Origin of the sequence: uncultured Kluyvera sp. (assembly GCF_902485085.1) — a bacterium.
Lineage (GTDB): Bacteria > Pseudomonadota > Gammaproteobacteria > Enterobacterales > Enterobacteriaceae > Kluyvera > Kluyvera ascorbata.
Genome location: NZ_CABTJS010000089.1, coordinates 1 through 16,771, shown reverse-complemented (window position 1 = coordinate 16,771; position 16,771 = coordinate 1). Strand labels below are relative to the sequence as shown.

Genomic DNA, 16,771 nt, shown 5'->3' with positions numbered 1-16,771 from the left:
CGTCGAGGCTGACCAAAAGACCGGCATAGCCTGCCTGGCGGACAAAAAGGCTCATCAGCTTCAAAGAATCATAGAATGAAGCGTCTGAGATAATAGTCCGAACGTCTAGATCGTTACGGGCATCAGTTTTGGTGGTGTACTCTCCCCGCAACCAGCGAATTGCATTGGATTTTAGCGTTTCATTATCCTGTTCGTGCCCCCGCCAGAATGCATCAATGACCTTCGCAAAGTCATATCCGCCCACCATATCTGACAGGGCAGCCAGGCGCTTATGAATAACTGATGAAACCTCGGAGCCGTCCGTGTCAGCTTCCTTTCTTGCCTCCGTAACGAACCTTTCAACAACGCTAAGTAACGCATTACCATCAGGCTTGTTTCTGGTGGACATGTTTTTAATAAGCTCTGAATAGAGGTTACGAGCCTGACCTCCCGATGAGTGAATACGTCTATCAGGAGAAAGGTCAGCACTGACTGACACCAGCTTCTTCTCTAGCGCAATAGAGCGCACAACACTCAGAAAGAACGTTTTACCAGAACCATATTCACCGATGATAAGTCTGAAGCTTGCACCACCGTCAGCAATCCTCTCAATATCCTGATGGAGAGCGGTGATCTCATTCACGCGGCCAACCTGGATATGCTGAATGCCTATCCTTGGCGTTACACCTGACTTAAGTGACTGAATAATAGCGTCGCGTTCTTTCACTCTTATACGTGTTACAGACATTCACTATCCCTCTAATTCTTTGGCAATTTCCAGGTCAACCCAGATATCATCATCGGCATCGTCCAGCACCGGAGCATCAACCACCGCATAGGACCAGTCATTGATCACCTCAAGTGCACCGCCGAGCATCAAATTCAAATTTCCGCACAATTCTGTCGCCTCTTTTCGGGACCACTGTTCTTTCTCCAGCAAACTGCGATAAAGCTGGCTATGTGCGGAGTCAAGTCCCCCCGCCTCCGTTGATGAGGCTGGAGCGCTTTCTGGCTCTTCCGGTTCTTCTTCGGTGAAAATTGTGTTCAGCAATTTACGAACATCATCCGTGGCAGATTCGTGGCGGGCAAGTACATTAGCATCCAGTGTGAACCCAGCTGCTGTCTGATCAGTTGGTACAGACGAGACGAGATCATGTTCAATTGCGGAATGCTGATGGATATTGCTCGAGACAGATGAGGTATCCAGCCCCAAACTTGAATAAATCTTCTCAAGCTGTTTGATTTCGGCAGGCGCTATTGTCCCATCCGAACAGGCAACACTAACGATAACCTTACCCACAGCAGCTTTTTCCGCGGCCCCCATCAACTCAATCCTACTTTTCATTCCTGTCATATTGGCTGGGGTATGAAGTTGCCACGTTAAATACGCATGTAGAGAGCGTTTTTCATCATCGGTGAAGCCAGGATTGTTGTTGATGGCATTCTCAAGCACTTTCTGTTCAGCTTGATCAAGAGAATCGTCAATCAAGGCGACCATCGCCCCTAATCTGAGCGTCATTACGGCTGAGATAAATTCAGGAGAAGGTGAGAAGCGTCCACCTTCGGCGGCAGGGAATAGAACAAGTGTCCCATCAACATCCGCCTTCACATGGTGATAATACGGGTCAGGTGCCAGACCGTAACCCATCTTCAGAGCAAAGGCCTGCATCAAATCGGCCTCTTTTTTATTGATCTTATTGGGGCAACTGGCATTCATATGTGCCCAAAAGTCAGCAACTGAGACTAACCCCTCCTTGACGAGGATCGCCTCATCAGCCCAGCGTTTGAATGAGCTTAATATTTTTTCTGTGCTTTCATTAATGATCTCTGAAGGGAGCAACATAATTGCAGCCGTATCATTGACTGACGTACCTTTCCTACCAAGGTAGCGACTATAAGCATCAAGTTCATCTGTACATATATCGGCAAGAGCCATAATTTTCTGGACAGGGCTCTTCAACGCACTTGGATCAGGCAGGTCGGGAACAGGAAGTCGAACACCTCGCAAACTAGGACTTGCTGGTGTGTAATCTAACCTCAGGCGCGTTTTATTCGCCTTAACGACCATCCCTTCACCATATTTGAGGGTGTAACGCCGTTTGAAAAGTGCAGCAAACTCTTTAGCACAGCGGCGAGCCGGGGTACGCAGCGAATACTCGGTGTGGTTTATTACCCAGTTCAACGCCAGTTCAGCTGATACAGGAACTCCTTCATGTACAGTTTTTGCAAGAGCCAGCTTAAATTGCATGCTGTTGCTGAAACCTGAATTGCTATCGAGCTCAGTGGCTAAGCCCATGTTCGGGCGCAGAATAGACATGGCTTCGAGTAATTGGGTCGAATATCCACGGAAGGAGCGGTTCTCAATGAATATCGATCTTAACCGAGCGACTTCATTGAACAGATTACGGAACTCAGCATCAGGGAATTTTGGGTCAGTGGAATCTACGAGCGCTTTTCTTTCCAGGCCGTAGAGGTAGATAAAAACATAGCCGATAGGACACGATGGATCAGACCTATCGCTGGCAAGCCAACTGACATACGCACCGCGTGCTTCTGGGGAAAGAGAGGAAAAACTGGGCCAGTATCCTAATGAACTGTCCTCGTAAAGATAAGAAGTAGGTTTTATCTTACATGTGTCATCAATTAATGATGCCTCACTTCCATCGTCATAATAGCCGCCTGATTCCTGACCGGAGGGCTTCATACGTTGCCCCACGTAAATGTGGCCACCGCTAATTGCTACACCAGCTACAGTTATCATCTCACCCGGAAGTACCCATCGAGCTAGTGCACCTGCTGACTTTGAGGTATTCCTGTAATGATTGGTTGTCACCTGAAGTTCAAGACCCCGGCCACCGCTCAATGTAAAAGTTGCAAGGTTATCGTCTTCACTATCATCGTTTCGCACAACCGCCTCCTTTTTCTTGATGTCAGCAATCCATTCTTTAGGCGGTGCTTTGACGGTCCTTGAAACAAGAGACTCGGTGGATCTATGCTTTTTCTTTTTGAAAAACAACAAATAAACAACATAAATCGCCGCTAAAAATATCCATAACTCCATGAGAAGCAACCTTAAAATAACTTTTCACATATACCGGGCCGATGTTTATGAAAAATATGGCAAGAGGATTAGTCTTAAAATAATACATCTAAATCGCATGGGTTAAAAACAAAATGCGTCAAAAATTAAAGCATTGATTGAATTGAAAATAATTATCGATTAAGCATTTCTAACAAGAAATGAATCTTAAAGGGAGTGAAGTTGTGCTTGGCTCTTAGCCGTATTCACACCAGCAGGAGGCGAAGATTCAGGTTCCAAGACCTCAAATATATAGGGGATAGTTGGCTTTTCAGGTTGGGATAGCTTTTTCGTTATAACAAAATGGATGTTTGAGAGACTATCTAAATATTTCTTAGATCGGTCCATTTATCCCCATAACATCTGACCAAACATACACTGCAAATTGACTCGATTTCCAAATTTTCTGTCCTAAATTTGTTCCACAGAAAAGTAAAGAAGGTAGGAGTGGTGTGTAATTACTTGATATGACTGGTGCCGATAATAGGAGTCGAACCTACGACCTTCGCATTACGAATGCGAAGTTTTTATATTTTAACTGCTTGAACAACCATCAGAAATCACAAATTTATCATTTTAAATCATAATATTAAAACAAAAAACCTGTTGATGTAAATTGATGAGTGTTGATGTTTATCCTTTCAATTTACTTACACCAGCCGTTACATTACTGTAAACCGTAATCCCCAACAGGAACCCTAAAAATGGCGCTTTCAAGACAAAAACTAACCTTCGAACGAATTCGAAGATTTACTTTACCTGAAGGGAAAAACCAAGTTTTCCTTTGGGATACGGACGTAACAAGCTTGGCATGTCGAGCAACTCGTGGAGCAAAAGCCTTTGTATTCCAAAGCCTGTATGCGGGAAAAACCCTTCGCATGACCATTGGCAACATTAACGATTGGAGGATTGATGATGCGAGGGCCGAAGCCAGGCGACTGCAAACATTAATCGATACTGGGATAGATCCGCGTATAGCTAAGGCGGAAAAAATTGCTGAAGCGGAATCACAGCAGGCTGAATCTCGTAAAACGAAGGCAACCTTTTCAAGCGCTTGGGAAGATTATCTTGATGAATTGAGAACCGGAATCAGCGCAAAAACTAAACGCCCCTACTCTGCACGCTACATTGCCGATCACGTTAACTTGTCCAGTCGTGGAGGCGAAAGTAAAAAAAGAGGCCGGGGCCCAACCTCACCTGGGCCACTGGCTAGCCTGCTCGACCGACCATTATCAGAACTAACACCAGAGAACATTGCCGAATGGCTAAGTACAGAGAGACAAAATCGGCCTACCGTCACTGCTCATGCCTACCGTCTGTTGCGTGCATTCATCAAATGGGCTAATTACCAGAAAAAATATCAGGGAATAATCGATGGCGATCTTGCACAAGATCATAACGTGAGAAAAATGGTTCCAATATCAGCGAGCAAAGCGGGAGATTGCTTACAAAAAGAACAGCTCAAAAGCTGGTTCAGTGCCGTGCGTAGCCTCAATAATCCCATTGCATCAGCCTATCTCCAAGTGCTTTTGCTCACCGGTGCACGGCGTGAAGAAATTTCCTCACTTCGCTGGTCTGACATAGATTTCAAATGGTCAAGCATGAGAATTAAAGACAAGATCGAAGGCGAGCGAATTATCCCCCTCACTCCCTATGTTTCTGACTTGTTACGCTCACTGATGGAGATCCCCAATCGTGGTACAAACGAGGAGAATTGGGTTTTCAGAAGTAACAGCAAAAGTGGCAAAATTATTGAACCGCGTTCAGCACATAATAGAGCATTAACTCGCGCGGAGTTACCACATATCAGCTTGCACGGATTGCGCCGTAGTTTTGGGACCCTCGCTGAATGGGTCGAAGTACCAACAGGTATTGTTGCGCAGATTATGGGCCATAAGCCTAGCGCTCTTGCTGAAAAGCACTATCGCCGCCGTCCATTAGATTTGCTAAGAAAATGGCATGAAAAAGTTGAATTATGGATCTTAGAAGAAGCAAAAATAAAAAACAACGTTGATAAGCGTTGATTTTATCAAATATCAACAACTTACATAAAATCACATGTGTTGACAGAAATTTTTTTTCAGTTATCTTTTATTACTGCTAACTACATTCACTCACTAAGCAGGAGATTAACTACAGTGACTAACCCAATAACTGTATCAAGAGAAGACCGAAGTGCGGAAATCAGAGCGAGATGGGGTTTACATCCGACTAAAAACAAAAGTTCTAATTTTTGGGAAACAACAATTCAGCGTTTTAATAATAGTAGTACTGACCGAATACTACCTCTTTGGCACCGTGTTTCAAAACTTTTAGTTGCTATTAGGAATGTAGTCAATACTATAACATGCCTTTTTCCACCAAAGGGGAATACTTCCCGCTCACGCCGAAGTTCAACAACGTCATCAAAAAACTCATCATCATCTTCATCGGATGGTAGTAGTAGCGACCCCGATCCCGATAGAGACCCCATATTCACCCCTTTTCATTTCATTCTTTCATCTCTGTTAAAAACAATGATCGTCTTATTTGCCCACATATCAAATGTTGGGGTGATGAAATGAGCGATATCAAACATCAAAAACCCTCTCAGTCACAACTAATTTCTACCCGCGAGTTAGCTAATATTATTGGCTATGAAGTACAAACTATTCGAGCTTGGCTTTGCAAAGACAAACTGCCTAATGGTTTACCGCGACCGAAGAAAATTAAAAACCGACACTATTGGTCACGTAAAGACATTGATAGATACCTATTAACCTTCTCAGTATATAGTAACTAATAGAGGCCTCCCCCGGCTATTCTAAAGAATAGCCGGGTTAGTTAATACAAACCTTCCATTAACAATGGGGGGAGATTAATACTATTTATCACATCTCACATTAACAAAATTCAAGGTCACATATGAAAAAACGCATCACTTTCAGCGTAAACAATAGTTCTACTATTGATGCAATTGACGACTATAGCAATGCAAAAGGATACTCCAGGTCAGAGGTGATATCATTTTTATTAAACGCCACAGTCCCAGCATTGAATAAAATAACATCGCAATATCATATAGCTCAAACTTTGGAGTCAACATTAGGCTGTATTTTTGAAGAGAAGGTCCCGTCAATAGCACGGGGGGAGCCAAAATTAACTTACGAAGAGTTTTTTCATTCCGTCTGGAACACTCACATTCGACACCGGAACGAGGTTGTCGATCAAGATTTTTATGCGCACAAAATACCTCATGATAAGATGGGTAAGAGCGAAAAAAAATTAATTCATGAAAAGCTCTCATACATTATAAAAAGTTTCAATGTAAAAAAAGCAATTTTTATTTACACAGATCGGCGCGTGAACCACAAACATCTCATTGCAGGAGGGTTATCTAATATCATACTGATAAAGGAAACAGTCTACGATGGTTGTTTTTTTGATTTGAGCAGCATTGTGATTATGCCAATCTTTGAACTTATTACATTTGGAGTTGAAGCAGTATTGAAAAGAAATAATACTCCCCCTAAACAATCATGCTATTGCTGGATACCAATTTATTACACAAATGATCTAGCGGTAATGGTCCCTGTGATTGCCGAAGGCGATACACCTCAAAAGGCGATGAAAGGAGGAGATGCCATCATTATTAACCCCTTTAACGGTGAAGTAAGCCATACTTTCTGATACCAATGTTAAGCATAACCACTTAGTTGCATACATCTCGACAGTATGGAGTTAGTACCTAATAGCTTGATGAGGGTAAAAGATGCCTACTAACAAAGCAAAATCAAAGAAAATTCTAGGAAGGCCTGAAGGAAGTAAATATTCCCATTTAATTCAGAGTGAGAAGGCTAAGCATTACTCTCAATCCAAGGTGGCAAAGATCTTAGGAATAAGTATTTCCACGGTAAAAAGACACTGGGATAACGGCATCTTTGGGTGATTATAATTGCAGAGTTGCTTTTTAATTATTTTACTGCATGGGTAATGGGTTGATAACAAGTTTTATTGTTGGAAAGGTATTATATAACAGTCATTACTATTAATAGTTAATTAATATAACTAACCACAGACATTCAGCTATGTCTGATCATATTACTATATACGGCTATCCAAAGCCGTAGGGCTAACGACAGGATCGAAACATGGAATTATATCATGGTTCCCATGGTGAGCATGTGCTCGCCTATAAAAAACATATTGAACGAGTCGTCAATGATGCTATCAGTGAATTCCCCAGAACAATGGCGTTACGTGTTGATGTTCATTATCCACCCATTTTAGACAGAGGTGACACTGTTTGCTGTTTTCCTAATCTAGAGCCTGGTGCCATATCCCGTTTCCGTAATGCATTAAATGCCATGTTGGAGGCCAATGAGAGAACCAGAGCAGCTAACGGCAAAAGAATATATCCAAACCGTGTTCGTCATGTTTGGGCACGGGAGTTTTCCGAAGAAGGAAAATGTCACTTTCACCTTGGTCTTTTTTTTAATAAAGATGCTTATTACCATTTAGGTGATTATGAGGCTGAAAGAAATTTAAGGATGATGATTGTAAGAGCATGGTATAGCGCACTGGGATTGGAACTGGATGATTATCCGGGATTGGTTCACTACCCTGAAAATTGTCGTTATATTTTAGACGTCAATGATTTTAACTTTGAAGGAGAATACAATAAATTACTGAATCGTCTCGACTACCTAGCTAAACTCGATACAAAAGCATATGGAGATGGCGACCGTAGCTTCGGCTGCAGTCGCGGGTAATTTATTTTTTACAGCAATGGCCTTTCTTATGGATGGAAAGGCCAGACCTTATATATCAAGAAGATGGTGAGCGATAAAGTATTGTTTTCAAGTAATCATCTGTTGCAGTAAACTCAGGGAGTTGGCCACTCATGGCCTGTGTTAGTGGAATAATCTTTGTCCTGACTCCCATCCCCCTGAAATCAACGTAACCATAATCACGTAAGACTTCCATAATAATCGTATTGCGTGGTGATCGCTGACCTGTAACCATCTTTTCAATCGACATCGAATTATTCAGCGCCCCTGGGCTAATAACTTCAAATCGATTGCTATACAAGCCAATCTCTATCTCAACAAAGCGTGTCCAGTCACGATGAGCCAGTGCATTTACAACAGTTTCGCGAATAGCTTCCAGTGGATAATACCAGGTTGTTTCCCGACGTAGATGCGTATCGGGTAGAGGGGCCTCTGAAGTGATAAAGGGCATGATAGTTGACATCAAACGCTCAATCAATCCACCATCGATCAAAGCCTTTCCGGCTTCCTCAGTATCAAAACGCCCAACCATTGGACCATCCAGAATATCATCGAGTAACGGTTGGTACTCCTTATCCTCGCTGGCAAACGCAAAGACTCGGATATATGGTCGATGCGAGAGTTCAACCATTTTGATTTTGAACTCAACGGGATAATTAGGGCTTTTTTTACGCACTGTGGTTAATGATTTCATGGATAGTGTCCACCATATTTGGTGTCCACTATCCTCTCAGGAATTTCAGGATCTGCCAGACGGTGCTGAGACGACGCTTACGAATGTTATACCCCCTGCTGCAGTGGAAAGACGTGGTGACAGATACCCCTTCCCCACATTCAGGCAGCAACTCTTTCATCAGTAGCAGGCGGGAATCAATATGAGCAGGATCGGTGTGGTTAAAACGATGAAGGAGCGATTTTGTCCGCAAAGAATCCGCTTTTATGGCGGGTTCAGCAGGGAAAAAGTAATCCCCATCTTTAAGACGGACACGTTCCACCCTGGTATCAGCGCAGGGCGGCAATTTATCATTCATTAATTCTGTTTCCTCCGTATGCAGCGTGGAGCCTTTCCTGTTACCGGTTTTATCCGGATGTATGCTGTCCCGTGAAGTGGCGGGCAAACTCACTTCTAAAAAATTACGGCCAGATCTTGTCATGCCTATCACAAAGTATCATAACCGAGCATTGTGTAAAGATGAAAACCGTCAAATTGAGCGCAATCGAGCTGCATGATATGATCAGAACCCTACTAAATCAGAAGTATTGGGTATGAGATTACTTTTGAGGAAGCACGTAAATGAAACGAGTGGTTCTGTTTTCATGTGGGAGCGCTTGTCGCTCCCTGAATAGTCCATGTGACAATGAAGATTAAACAGCATCATAACCAGCATGATGCCGTTGCATTTCTTGCATATCGGCAGACTACATCAGAACCCGGTAACCTTGGATGCTGGGATAATGGCAGAGAAGAGGCACTTACTGTATCTACGGTAAAAAGCGGTTTTGTCGATGAAGTTTTAAAGGAAACCCTCCAGAAACGCTGATGAAATTGCGCAGTTTCGCTGGCCTGATGCGACAACAACTCGCCAGTAGAATGGGTATTTCTTACAAATACCTGCGCAGCATAGAAGCAAACCCATCCAGAGCGAGCATTACTACACTTAACCATTATGCCAAGAAGTGTGGTGTTAAAAGCCCTTTGATTTATCTGTAAATAAGATAAAACATGATAATTTCATCAAGTTGCATGGTAATTTATCCAGGATCCATTTGTGTCCAGGACGTAAGTCTTCACAGCTGTCGAATCAATTCTATTTCGTAAGGCGGCTCACGTTTTTATGCCCTGAGCAGTGCTTTTCCGGCTGGAACTTTCCCCCACTCATTCACTGTGATTTAATATGCTAAACCGGTTTAATTAAGTTTAGCCTTGGAGGGTTTTAGCATGAAAGCAAAAGTTTGGGTTCTGGGCGACGCAGTGGTGGACCTGCTACCGGAGAGTGAAGGGCGCTTGCTACAGTGCCCTGGAGGCGCGCCGGCTAACGTGGCGGTAGGGGTTGCCCGCCTTGGCGGCAACAGCGGATTTATCGGCCGCGTCGGCGGTGACCCGTTTGGCCGCTACATGCGTCATACCCTGCAACAGGAGCAGGTCGACGTCAGCCATATGTATCTTGACGATCATCACCGCACGTCCACTGTGGTGGTCGACCTTGATGACCAAGGTGAACGCACCTTTACCTTTATGGTACGCCCCAGCGCTGACCTGTTCCTGGCTGAAGAAGACCTGCCACAGTTTGCCGCCGGACAGTGGTTGCACATCTGCTCCATCGCGCTCAGCGCCGAGCCCAGCCGCAGTGCTACCTTCGCGGCTATGGAGAACATCAAACGTGCCGGTGGCCGGGTGAGCTTTGACCCTAATATCCGCCTGGATCTCTGGCAAGATCAGAACCTGTTGCACGCCTGTCTCGACCGCGCCCTGCGTCTGGCGAACGTGGTGAAACTGTCCGAAGAAGAGCTGATACTCATCAGCGGGAGTAATGATATCGCGCAGGGGATCGCCAGCATCACTGAGCGTTATCAGCCTGAATTACTGCTGGTGACTCAGGGTAAAGCGGGCGTCATCGCCGCATTCCAGCAGCAGTTTATCCATTTCAGCGCTAAACCGGTTGTCAGCGTGGATACCACCGGTGCGGGCGATGCGTTTGTCGCCGGACTGCTTGCCAGCCTTGCTGCCAACGGGATGCCGGCGGATATCAATGCCCTGGAGCCAACGCTCGCTCTGGCGCAAACCTGCGGTGCCCTGGCAACCCTGGCGAAAGGCGCGATGACTGCCCTGCCATACCAGCGCGATCTACACCGCCAGATTTGATCCTAAATACCGTCGTACGCGGTCCACTTTGTTGCATCCATCACACTTATTAAACCGGTTTAGCAAAATCAATTTCAAAATGTTAAATGTCGTGCTTAACATTGCAACTAAACCGGTTTAGTAAAAACACACAATTTTTTATTTTCCTTTTGGGATGCAATCAATATGTTCAGAAAAAGCACACTCGCGGTTCTTATCGCTTTGCTAACCGGCGCCGCCTCAGCCCATGCACAAACGGATCTCAGCAGTATCGAAGCCCGTTTAATTGCGCTGGAAAAACGCTTACAGGATGCCGAAAACAGAGCGCAAACGGCAGAAACCCGCGCAGAGTCGGCAGAGAAGAAAGTACAGCAGCTCACGACACAGCAACAAAAAACCCAGGACAGCACTCAGGAAGTGGCTCAGCGTACCGCCAAACTGGAGAAAAAAGCCGATGAGAAAAGCGGGTTTGAGTTCCACGGCTACGCCCGCTCCGGCGTGATAATGAATGACTCCGGCGCCAGCACCAAATCCGGAGCCTACATGACGCCAGCAGGGGAAACCGGTGGGGCTATTGGCCGCCTGGGAAACCAGGCCGATACCTATGTTGAAATGAATCTTGAACATAAGCAGACCCTGGATAACGGGGCAACGACCCGCTTCAAAGTCATGGTCGCCGACGGTCAAACCACTTATAACGACTGGACGGCGAGCACCAGTGATTTGAACGTGCGTCAGGCCTTTGTTGAACTGGGCAACTTGCCCACCTTCGACGGGCCGTTTAAAGGCTCCACCCTGTGGGCCGGGAAACGCTTTGACCGGGATAACTTTGACATTCACTGGATCGACTCGGATGTCGTGTTCCTCGCCGGTACCGGCGGCGGTATTTACGATGTCAGGTGGAACGACAGCGTTCGCAGCAACTTCTCTCTTTACGGGCGTAACTTCGGCGATATTGCTGATACCAGCAACAGTGTGCAGAACTACATCGTCAGCATGAACAATTTCATCGGGCCGGTGCAGATGATGGTCAGCGGGATGCGGGCAAAAGACAACGACGAACGCCAGGATACCAACGGTAATCCGGTCAAAGGCGATGCGGCAAATACCGGTGTACATGCGCTGCTCGGGTTGCACAACGACAGTTTTTACGGCCTGCGTGAAGGTGCCAGCAAAACCGCCCTGCTCTACGGTCACGGACTGGGTGCCGAAGTTAAAGGTGTCGGCTCTGACGGCGCGTTACGCTCGGGGGCTAACACCTGGCGCTTCGCCAGCTACGGCACCACGCCACTGAGCAAGAACTGGTTTATCGCCCCGGCGATACTGGCACAAACCAGTAAAGACCGTTATGTCGATGGCGACAGCTACCAGTGGGCAACCCTCAACATGCGTCTGATCCAGGAGATCAATCAAAACTTCGCCCTCGCTTATGAAGGCAGTTACCAGTATATGGATCTCAAACCTGAAGGTTATAACGATCGCCATGCGGTAAACGGCAGCTTCTACAAGCTCACCTTCGCCCCGACCTTTAAGGTTGGCGACATCGGCGATTTCTTCAGCCGTCCTGAAATCCGTCTTTACACCTCGTGGATGGACTGGAGCAAAAAACTCAATAATTACGCCAGCGATGACGCGCTGGGCAGCAGTGGTTTTAAATCGGGCGGCGAATGGTCGTTCGGGATGCAGATGGAAACCTGGTTTTGATGGTTAACACCTGGCGACAGTAACCGCCGGGGCGACAAAATACGTTTCGTCGCCCCGGACACAATAACAACGAAGAGAATGCGCTCCGGCTACCACGGGACGACAACTCGAAAATCAATACGCATTCAGAGGGTACTATGGATTTTGAACAGATTTCCCGCTCGCTACTTCCGCTTCTGGGAGGCAAGGAAAATATCGCCAGCGCCGCGCACTGTGCCACACGCCTGCGCCTGGTGCTGGTCGATGACTCACTGGCCGATCAGCAGGCCATCGGCAAAATTGATGGGGTGAAGGGCTGTTTCCGTAACGCCGGACAGATGCAGATTATCTTCGGCACCGGGGTGGTGAACAAAGTCTACGCCGCCTTTATCCAGGCGGCAGGGATTGGCGAATCCAGCAAATCGGAAGCTGCCGACATTGCGGCGAAAAAACTGAATCCTTTCCAGCGCATTGCCCGCCTGTTGTCGAACATCTTTGTGCCGATCATCCCGGCTATCGTCGCCTCCGGCCTGTTGATGGGCCTTCTGGGGATGGTTAAAACGTACGGCTGGGTCGACCCGGGTAACGCCATCTACATCATGCTGGATATGTGCAGCTCAGCGGCGTTTATTATTCTGCCGATCCTGATTGGCTTCACCGCCGCCCGCGAGTTCGGTGGTAATCCTTATCTTGGCGCGACGCTTGGCGGCATCCTGACTCACCCGGCGCTCACCAACGCCTGGGGTGTGGCCGCCGGTTTCCACACCATGAACTTCTTCGGCCTTGAGATTGCCATGATCGGCTATCAGGGCACGGTGTTCCCGGTGCTGCTGGCGGTGTGGTTTATGAGCATCGTTGAGAAACAGCTGCGTCGCGTGATCCCCGATGCACTGGATCTGATCCTGACGCCGTTCCTGACGGTGATCATTTCCGGTTTTATCGCCCTGCTGATTATCGGCCCGGCTGGTCGCGCGCTTGGCGACGGTATTTCGTTTGTCCTTAGCACCCTGATTACCCACGCCGGTTGGCTGGCCGGACTGCTGTTTGGCGGTCTCTATTCGGTTATCGTCATTACCGGTATTCACCACAGCTTCCACGCCATCGAAGCGGGACTGCTGGGCAACCCATCCATCGGCGTCAACTTCCTGCTGCCGATTTGGGCGATGGCCAACGTCGCTCAGGGCGGTGCTTGTCTGGCGGTGTGGTTCAAAACGAAAGATGCCAAAATCAAAGCCATTACCCTGCCCTCGGCGTTTTCTGCCATGCTCGGCATCACCGAAGCGGCGATTTTTGGTATTAACTTACGCTTTGTAAAACCGTTTATCGCAGCCCTGATTGGCGGCGCGGTGGGCGGCGCGTGGGTGGTATCCATGCATGTTTACATGACCGCGGTGGGCCTGACGGCTATCCCTGGCATGGCTATCGTGCAGGCCAGCTCGCTGCTGAACTACATTATCGGGATGGTTATCGCCTTTGGCGTCGCCTTTGTCGTCTCCCTGGTACTGAAATACAAAACGGACGCTGAATAATGTCACATCCATCACGCCTGCCTGCGATTTTGCAGGCTGTTATGCAGGGCCAGCCGCGCGCGCTGGCCGACAGCCACTATCCCCGCTGGCACCATGCGCCGGTGACCGGGCTGATGAACGATCCCAACGGCTTTATTGAATTTGCCGGACGTTATCACCTGTTTTATCAGTGGAACCCGCTCGCCTGCGATCATAAGTTCAAGTGCTGGGGGCACTGGAGCTCTGCCGACCTGCTGCACTGGCAACATGAGCCGATCGCGCTCATGCCGGATGAAGAGTATGACCGCAACGGCTGCTACTCCGGAAGCGCCGTGGATAGTCAGGGCACGCTCACCCTGTGCTATACCGGCAACGTAAAATTTGACGACGGCAGCCGAACCGCGTGGCAGTGCCTGGCGACGGAAAATGCCGACGGCACGTTTACCAAACTCGGCCCGGTATTACCGCTGCCGGAGGGCTATACCGGCCACGTGCGTGACCCGAAAGTCTGGCAGCACGAAGGTCGCTGGTACATGGTGCTGGGCGCACAGGATTTGCAAAAGCGTGGCAAGGTGTTGTTATTCAGCTCAGCGGACCTTCATGAGTGGACGAGTCAGGGCGAAATCGCCGGTTATGGCATCAATGGCCTGGACGACGCGGGCTATATGTGGGAATGCCCGGACCTGTTTGCCCTCGGCGACCAGCATGTCCTGATTTGCTGCCCGCAGGGCGTGCCTCGTGAGAAAGAGCGCTATCTCAACACCTACCCGGCAGTGTGGATGAGCGGCGATTTCGACTACCACCGCGCGGCCTTCGAGCATGGCGAACTGCACGAATTGGACGCAGGGTTTGAGTTCTACGCCCCGCAAACCATGCTTACCAGTGATGGCCGCCGTCTGCTGGTCGGCTGGATGGGCGTGCCGGAGGGCGAAGAGATGCTTCAACCGACCCTCACCAACGGCTGGATCCATCAGATGACCTGCCTGCGTGAGCTGGAGTTTATCGATGGTCAGCTATACCAACGTCCTCTACGAGAGCTGAGCGCCCTGCGCGGCGAAGCGCACGGCTGGGCAGGGAACTCCCTGCCGCTGGCACCGATGGAAATCGTTCTACAAACCACTGGGGACGATATTTTGAGCCTCGATTTTGACGGCGCATTAATCCTTGAACGCGATGCCAGCGGGATCCGCCTGGCCCGACCCAGTCTGGCCAGCGACGAGAAGCATTATCGTTACTGGCGCGGAGACGTCCGCTCGCTGCATATTTTCATCGACCAGTCTAGCGTGGAGATTTTCATCAACGGCGGCGAAGGAGTGATGAGCTGCCGCTACTTCCCGGCCTGTTCAGGGCAGCTAATGTTCTCTGGCATCACACCGGACGCATTCTGCTACTGGCCGCTGCGAACTTGCATGGTAGAATAAGCGTTTTGCCTCAAGCTCATGGCGTCGTAATGAAAACTAAACGCGTAACCATTAAAGATATCGCCGAACAGGCTGGCGTCTCAAAAGCGACCGCCAGCCTAGTACTGAACGGTCGTGGTAAGGAGCTGCGTGTGGCGCAGGAAACGCGTGAGCGAGTACTGGCGATTGCCCGTGAGCAGCACTATCAGCCAAGCATTCACGCCCGCTCGCTGCGCGACAACCGCAGCCACACCATCGGACTGGTGGTGCCGGAGATCACCAACCACGGCTTTGCGGTCTTTTCACATGAGCTGGAAATGCTGTGCCGCGAAGCAGGCGTCCAGCTATTGATCTCTTGTACTGATGAAAACCCCGGTCAGGAGAGCGTGGTGGTCAATAACATGATTTCCCGCCAGGTTGACGGTCTGATCGTCGCTTCATGTATGCACAACGATGCCGACTATCTTAAGCTCAGCCAACAACTGCCAGTAGTGCTGTTTGACCGTTGTCCTAATGAAAGCCTGCTGCCGCTGGTGATGACTGATTCGATTACCCCAACGGCGGAACTGATTTCCCGCATTGCACCTAAGCATAGCGATGAGTTCTGGTTTTTAGGCGGTCAGTCGCGTCTGTCGCCTTCACGCGATCGTCTGACCGGCTTCACGCAGGGTTTGGCTCAGGCGGGTATTGCACTGCGCCCGGAATGGGTGATTAACGGTAACTACCACCCGAGCTCAGGCTATGAGATGTTCGCCGCACTCTGCGCGCGACTTGGGCGGCCGCCTAAGGCGCTGTTCACTGCCGCCTGTGGACTGCTCGAAGGGGTACTGCGCTATATGAGCCAGCACCATTTACTCGACTCAGATATCCATCTGACGAGCTTTGACGATCACTATCTTTATGATTCGCTGTCGCTGCGTATCGATACCGTACAGCAGGATAACCGCCAGTTGGCCTGGCACTGCTATGATCTGATAAGCCAATTGATCGAGGGCGATACGCCCGAAACGCTACAACGCTACCTGCCCGCAACGCTGCAGTTTAGGCATCAGTAATAACTGAGCATTTTTGAATACCCTACAGAGGTGAAATCTGGTGCGAATCCAACAATCAAAAATCAATATTTGTAGTGATGTGATGCGGAAAGGTCTTCACTGCATCAGTAATCACACCAATCGGGTTAAACGGCAAACTGAGTGGTGGTAAAGACTGACACCGGCATTATTACTGTCACTGTGGAACATCACTCCGGCGGGTTTACCGCAAGCTTCCCACGCAATTTCCAGCGCTTTGATGTCAGCTTGCTGTCCGGTGAGAATGACATTGCCCAACCCTCAGGTTTCCTTGCGAACAGATCGAGAACAACAGCAAGGTAAGCCCAACGCTTGCCTGTCCAGAGTAGAGTAAGAGGCAGGGCGTAGTCGGACTATTTCCCTGCCTCTCCTCCCCGAACCGGACGTGCACCTTTCAGCGCATCCGGCTCTCCATTTAAATGCTGGCGAACGCCATTG

12 protein-coding genes and 2 pseudogenes are annotated in these 16,771 nt (G+C 48.4%); 9 read left to right on the top strand and 5 right to left on the bottom strand.

Annotation, left to right across the window (positions count from 1 at the left end; translation table 11 throughout):
• Both RDN66_RS10460 and RDN66_RS10455 read right to left on the bottom strand, forming a co-directional pair.
• Positions 1-727 (bottom strand): BREX system ATP-binding domain-containing protein (locus RDN66_RS10460; RefSeq protein WP_308537835.1); only part of this gene is annotated, 727 nt, incomplete at its 3' end.
• 3 nt (positions 728-730) lie between these two features.
• The gene (locus RDN66_RS10455) at positions 731-3,040 is read right to left on the bottom strand and encodes a TerB N-terminal domain-containing protein (RefSeq protein WP_308537834.1); all 2,310 of its coding nucleotides are present in this window, start codon (positions 3,038-3,040) and stop codon (positions 731-733) included.
• A 647-nt stretch (positions 3,041-3,687) separates the two neighbouring features.
• Between RDN66_RS10455 and RDN66_RS10450 the strand changes: the two are divergent.
• From RDN66_RS10450 to RDN66_RS10440, 3 genes and pseudogenes are all read left to right on the top strand, one after another.
• Positions 3,688-5,082: pseudogene (locus RDN66_RS10450) on the top strand (tyrosine-type recombinase/integrase).
• 880 nt (positions 5,083-5,962) lie between these two features.
• Positions 5,963-6,727 carry a hypothetical protein gene (locus tag RDN66_RS10445; RefSeq protein WP_308537833.1) on the top strand — a complete coding sequence of 255 codons (765 nt, stop codon included), beginning with the start codon at positions 5,963-5,965 and terminating at the stop codon, positions 6,725-6,727.
• A 461-nt stretch (positions 6,728-7,188) separates the two neighbouring features.
• Positions 7,189-7,809 (top strand): inovirus Gp2 family protein, encoded by a 621-nt coding sequence (locus tag RDN66_RS10440; protein ID WP_008321072.1) that lies wholly within the window; start codon positions 7,189-7,191, stop codon positions 7,807-7,809.
• Positions 7,810-7,864: 55 nt separating this feature from the next.
• Here the strand turns inward: RDN66_RS10440 and RDN66_RS10435 are convergent, their stop codons facing one another.
• Both RDN66_RS10435 and RDN66_RS10430 read right to left on the bottom strand, forming a co-directional pair.
• Positions 7,865-8,521: an ATP-binding protein gene (locus RDN66_RS10435; RefSeq protein ID WP_308537832.1), complete on the bottom strand. Its 657-nt coding sequence runs from the start codon at positions 8,519-8,521 to the stop codon at positions 7,865-7,867.
• Between the two features lie 28 nt (positions 8,522-8,549).
• Positions 8,550-8,981 (bottom strand): maltose acetyltransferase domain-containing protein, encoded by a 432-nt coding sequence (locus RDN66_RS10430; protein WP_174329993.1) that lies wholly within the window; start codon positions 8,979-8,981, stop codon positions 8,550-8,552.
• Between the two features lie 386 nt (positions 8,982-9,367).
• Between RDN66_RS10430 and RDN66_RS24285 the strand changes: the two genes are divergently transcribed.
• The 6 genes from RDN66_RS24285 (at position 9,368) to RDN66_RS10405 (ending at position 16,315) form a co-directional block, all read left to right on the top strand.
• Positions 9,368-9,538: a helix-turn-helix domain-containing protein gene (locus tag RDN66_RS24285; protein WP_077258089.1), complete on the top strand. Its 171-nt coding sequence runs from the start codon at positions 9,368-9,370 to the stop codon at positions 9,536-9,538.
• Positions 9,539-9,766: 228 nt separating this feature from the next.
• Positions 9,767-10,690: an aminoimidazole riboside kinase gene (locus RDN66_RS10425; RefSeq protein WP_003029584.1), complete on the top strand. Its 924-nt coding sequence runs from the start codon at positions 9,767-9,769 to the stop codon at positions 10,688-10,690.
• Between the two features lie 165 nt (positions 10,691-10,855).
• Positions 10,856-12,373 (top strand): carbohydrate porin, encoded by a 1,518-nt coding sequence (locus tag RDN66_RS10420; protein WP_003029587.1) that lies wholly within the window; start codon positions 10,856-10,858, stop codon positions 12,371-12,373.
• A 137-nt stretch (positions 12,374-12,510) separates the two neighbouring features.
• Positions 12,511-13,881, top strand: coding sequence for a sucrose-specific PTS transporter subunit IIBC (locus RDN66_RS10415; protein WP_000345204.1), 1,371 nt, complete (start codon positions 12,511-12,513; stop codon positions 13,879-13,881).
• Positions 13,881-15,281, top strand: coding sequence for a sucrose-6-phosphate hydrolase (locus RDN66_RS10410; RefSeq protein ID WP_003029589.1), 1,401 nt, complete (start codon positions 13,881-13,883; stop codon positions 15,279-15,281). The genes RDN66_RS10415 and RDN66_RS10410 overlap by 1 nt, the downstream gene beginning before the upstream one ends.
• A gap of 29 nt (positions 15,282-15,310) precedes the next feature.
• Entirely contained in the window at positions 15,311-16,315 is a 1,005-nt protein-coding gene (locus tag RDN66_RS10405) for a LacI family DNA-binding transcriptional regulator (protein ID WP_003029591.1), read from the top strand.
• Between the two features lie 165 nt (positions 16,316-16,480).
• Here RDN66_RS10405 and RDN66_RS10400 read toward each other — a convergent pair.
• Positions 16,481-16,668 (bottom strand): annotated as a pseudogene (locus tag RDN66_RS10400) (DDE-type integrase/transposase/recombinase); the annotation flags it as partial.
• Positions 16,669-16,771: the final 103 nt, after the last annotated feature.

Excerpts from the sequence above, each read along its gene's own strand:
- RDN66_RS10455 (WP_308537834.1), bottom strand. The coding sequence starts at position 3,040 with ATGGAGTTATGGATATTTTTAGCGGCGATTTATGTTGTTTATTTGTTG.
- RDN66_RS10445 (WP_308537833.1), top strand. The coding sequence starts at position 5,963 with ATGAAAAAACGCATCACTTTCAGCGTAAACAATAGTTCTACTATTGAT.
- RDN66_RS10440 (WP_008321072.1), top strand. The coding sequence starts at position 7,189 with ATGGAATTATATCATGGTTCCCATGGTGAGCATGTGCTCGCCTATAAA.
- RDN66_RS10435 (WP_308537832.1), bottom strand. The coding sequence starts at position 8,521 with ATGAAATCATTAACCACAGTGCGTAAAAAAAGCCCTAATTATCCCGTT.
- RDN66_RS10430 (WP_174329993.1), bottom strand. The coding sequence starts at position 8,981 with ATGACAAGATCTGGCCGTAATTTTTTAGAAGTGAGTTTGCCCGCCACT.
- RDN66_RS24285 (WP_077258089.1), top strand. The coding sequence starts at position 9,368 with ATGAAATTGCGCAGTTTCGCTGGCCTGATGCGACAACAACTCGCCAGT.
- RDN66_RS10425 (WP_003029584.1), top strand. The coding sequence starts at position 9,767 with ATGAAAGCAAAAGTTTGGGTTCTGGGCGACGCAGTGGTGGACCTGCTA.
- RDN66_RS10420 (WP_003029587.1), top strand. The coding sequence starts at position 10,856 with ATGTTCAGAAAAAGCACACTCGCGGTTCTTATCGCTTTGCTAACCGGC.
- RDN66_RS10415 (WP_000345204.1), top strand. The coding sequence starts at position 12,511 with ATGGATTTTGAACAGATTTCCCGCTCGCTACTTCCGCTTCTGGGAGGC.
- RDN66_RS10410 (WP_003029589.1), top strand. The coding sequence starts at position 13,881 with ATGTCACATCCATCACGCCTGCCTGCGATTTTGCAGGCTGTTATGCAG.
- RDN66_RS10405 (WP_003029591.1), top strand. The coding sequence starts at position 15,311 with ATGAAAACTAAACGCGTAACCATTAAAGATATCGCCGAACAGGCTGGC.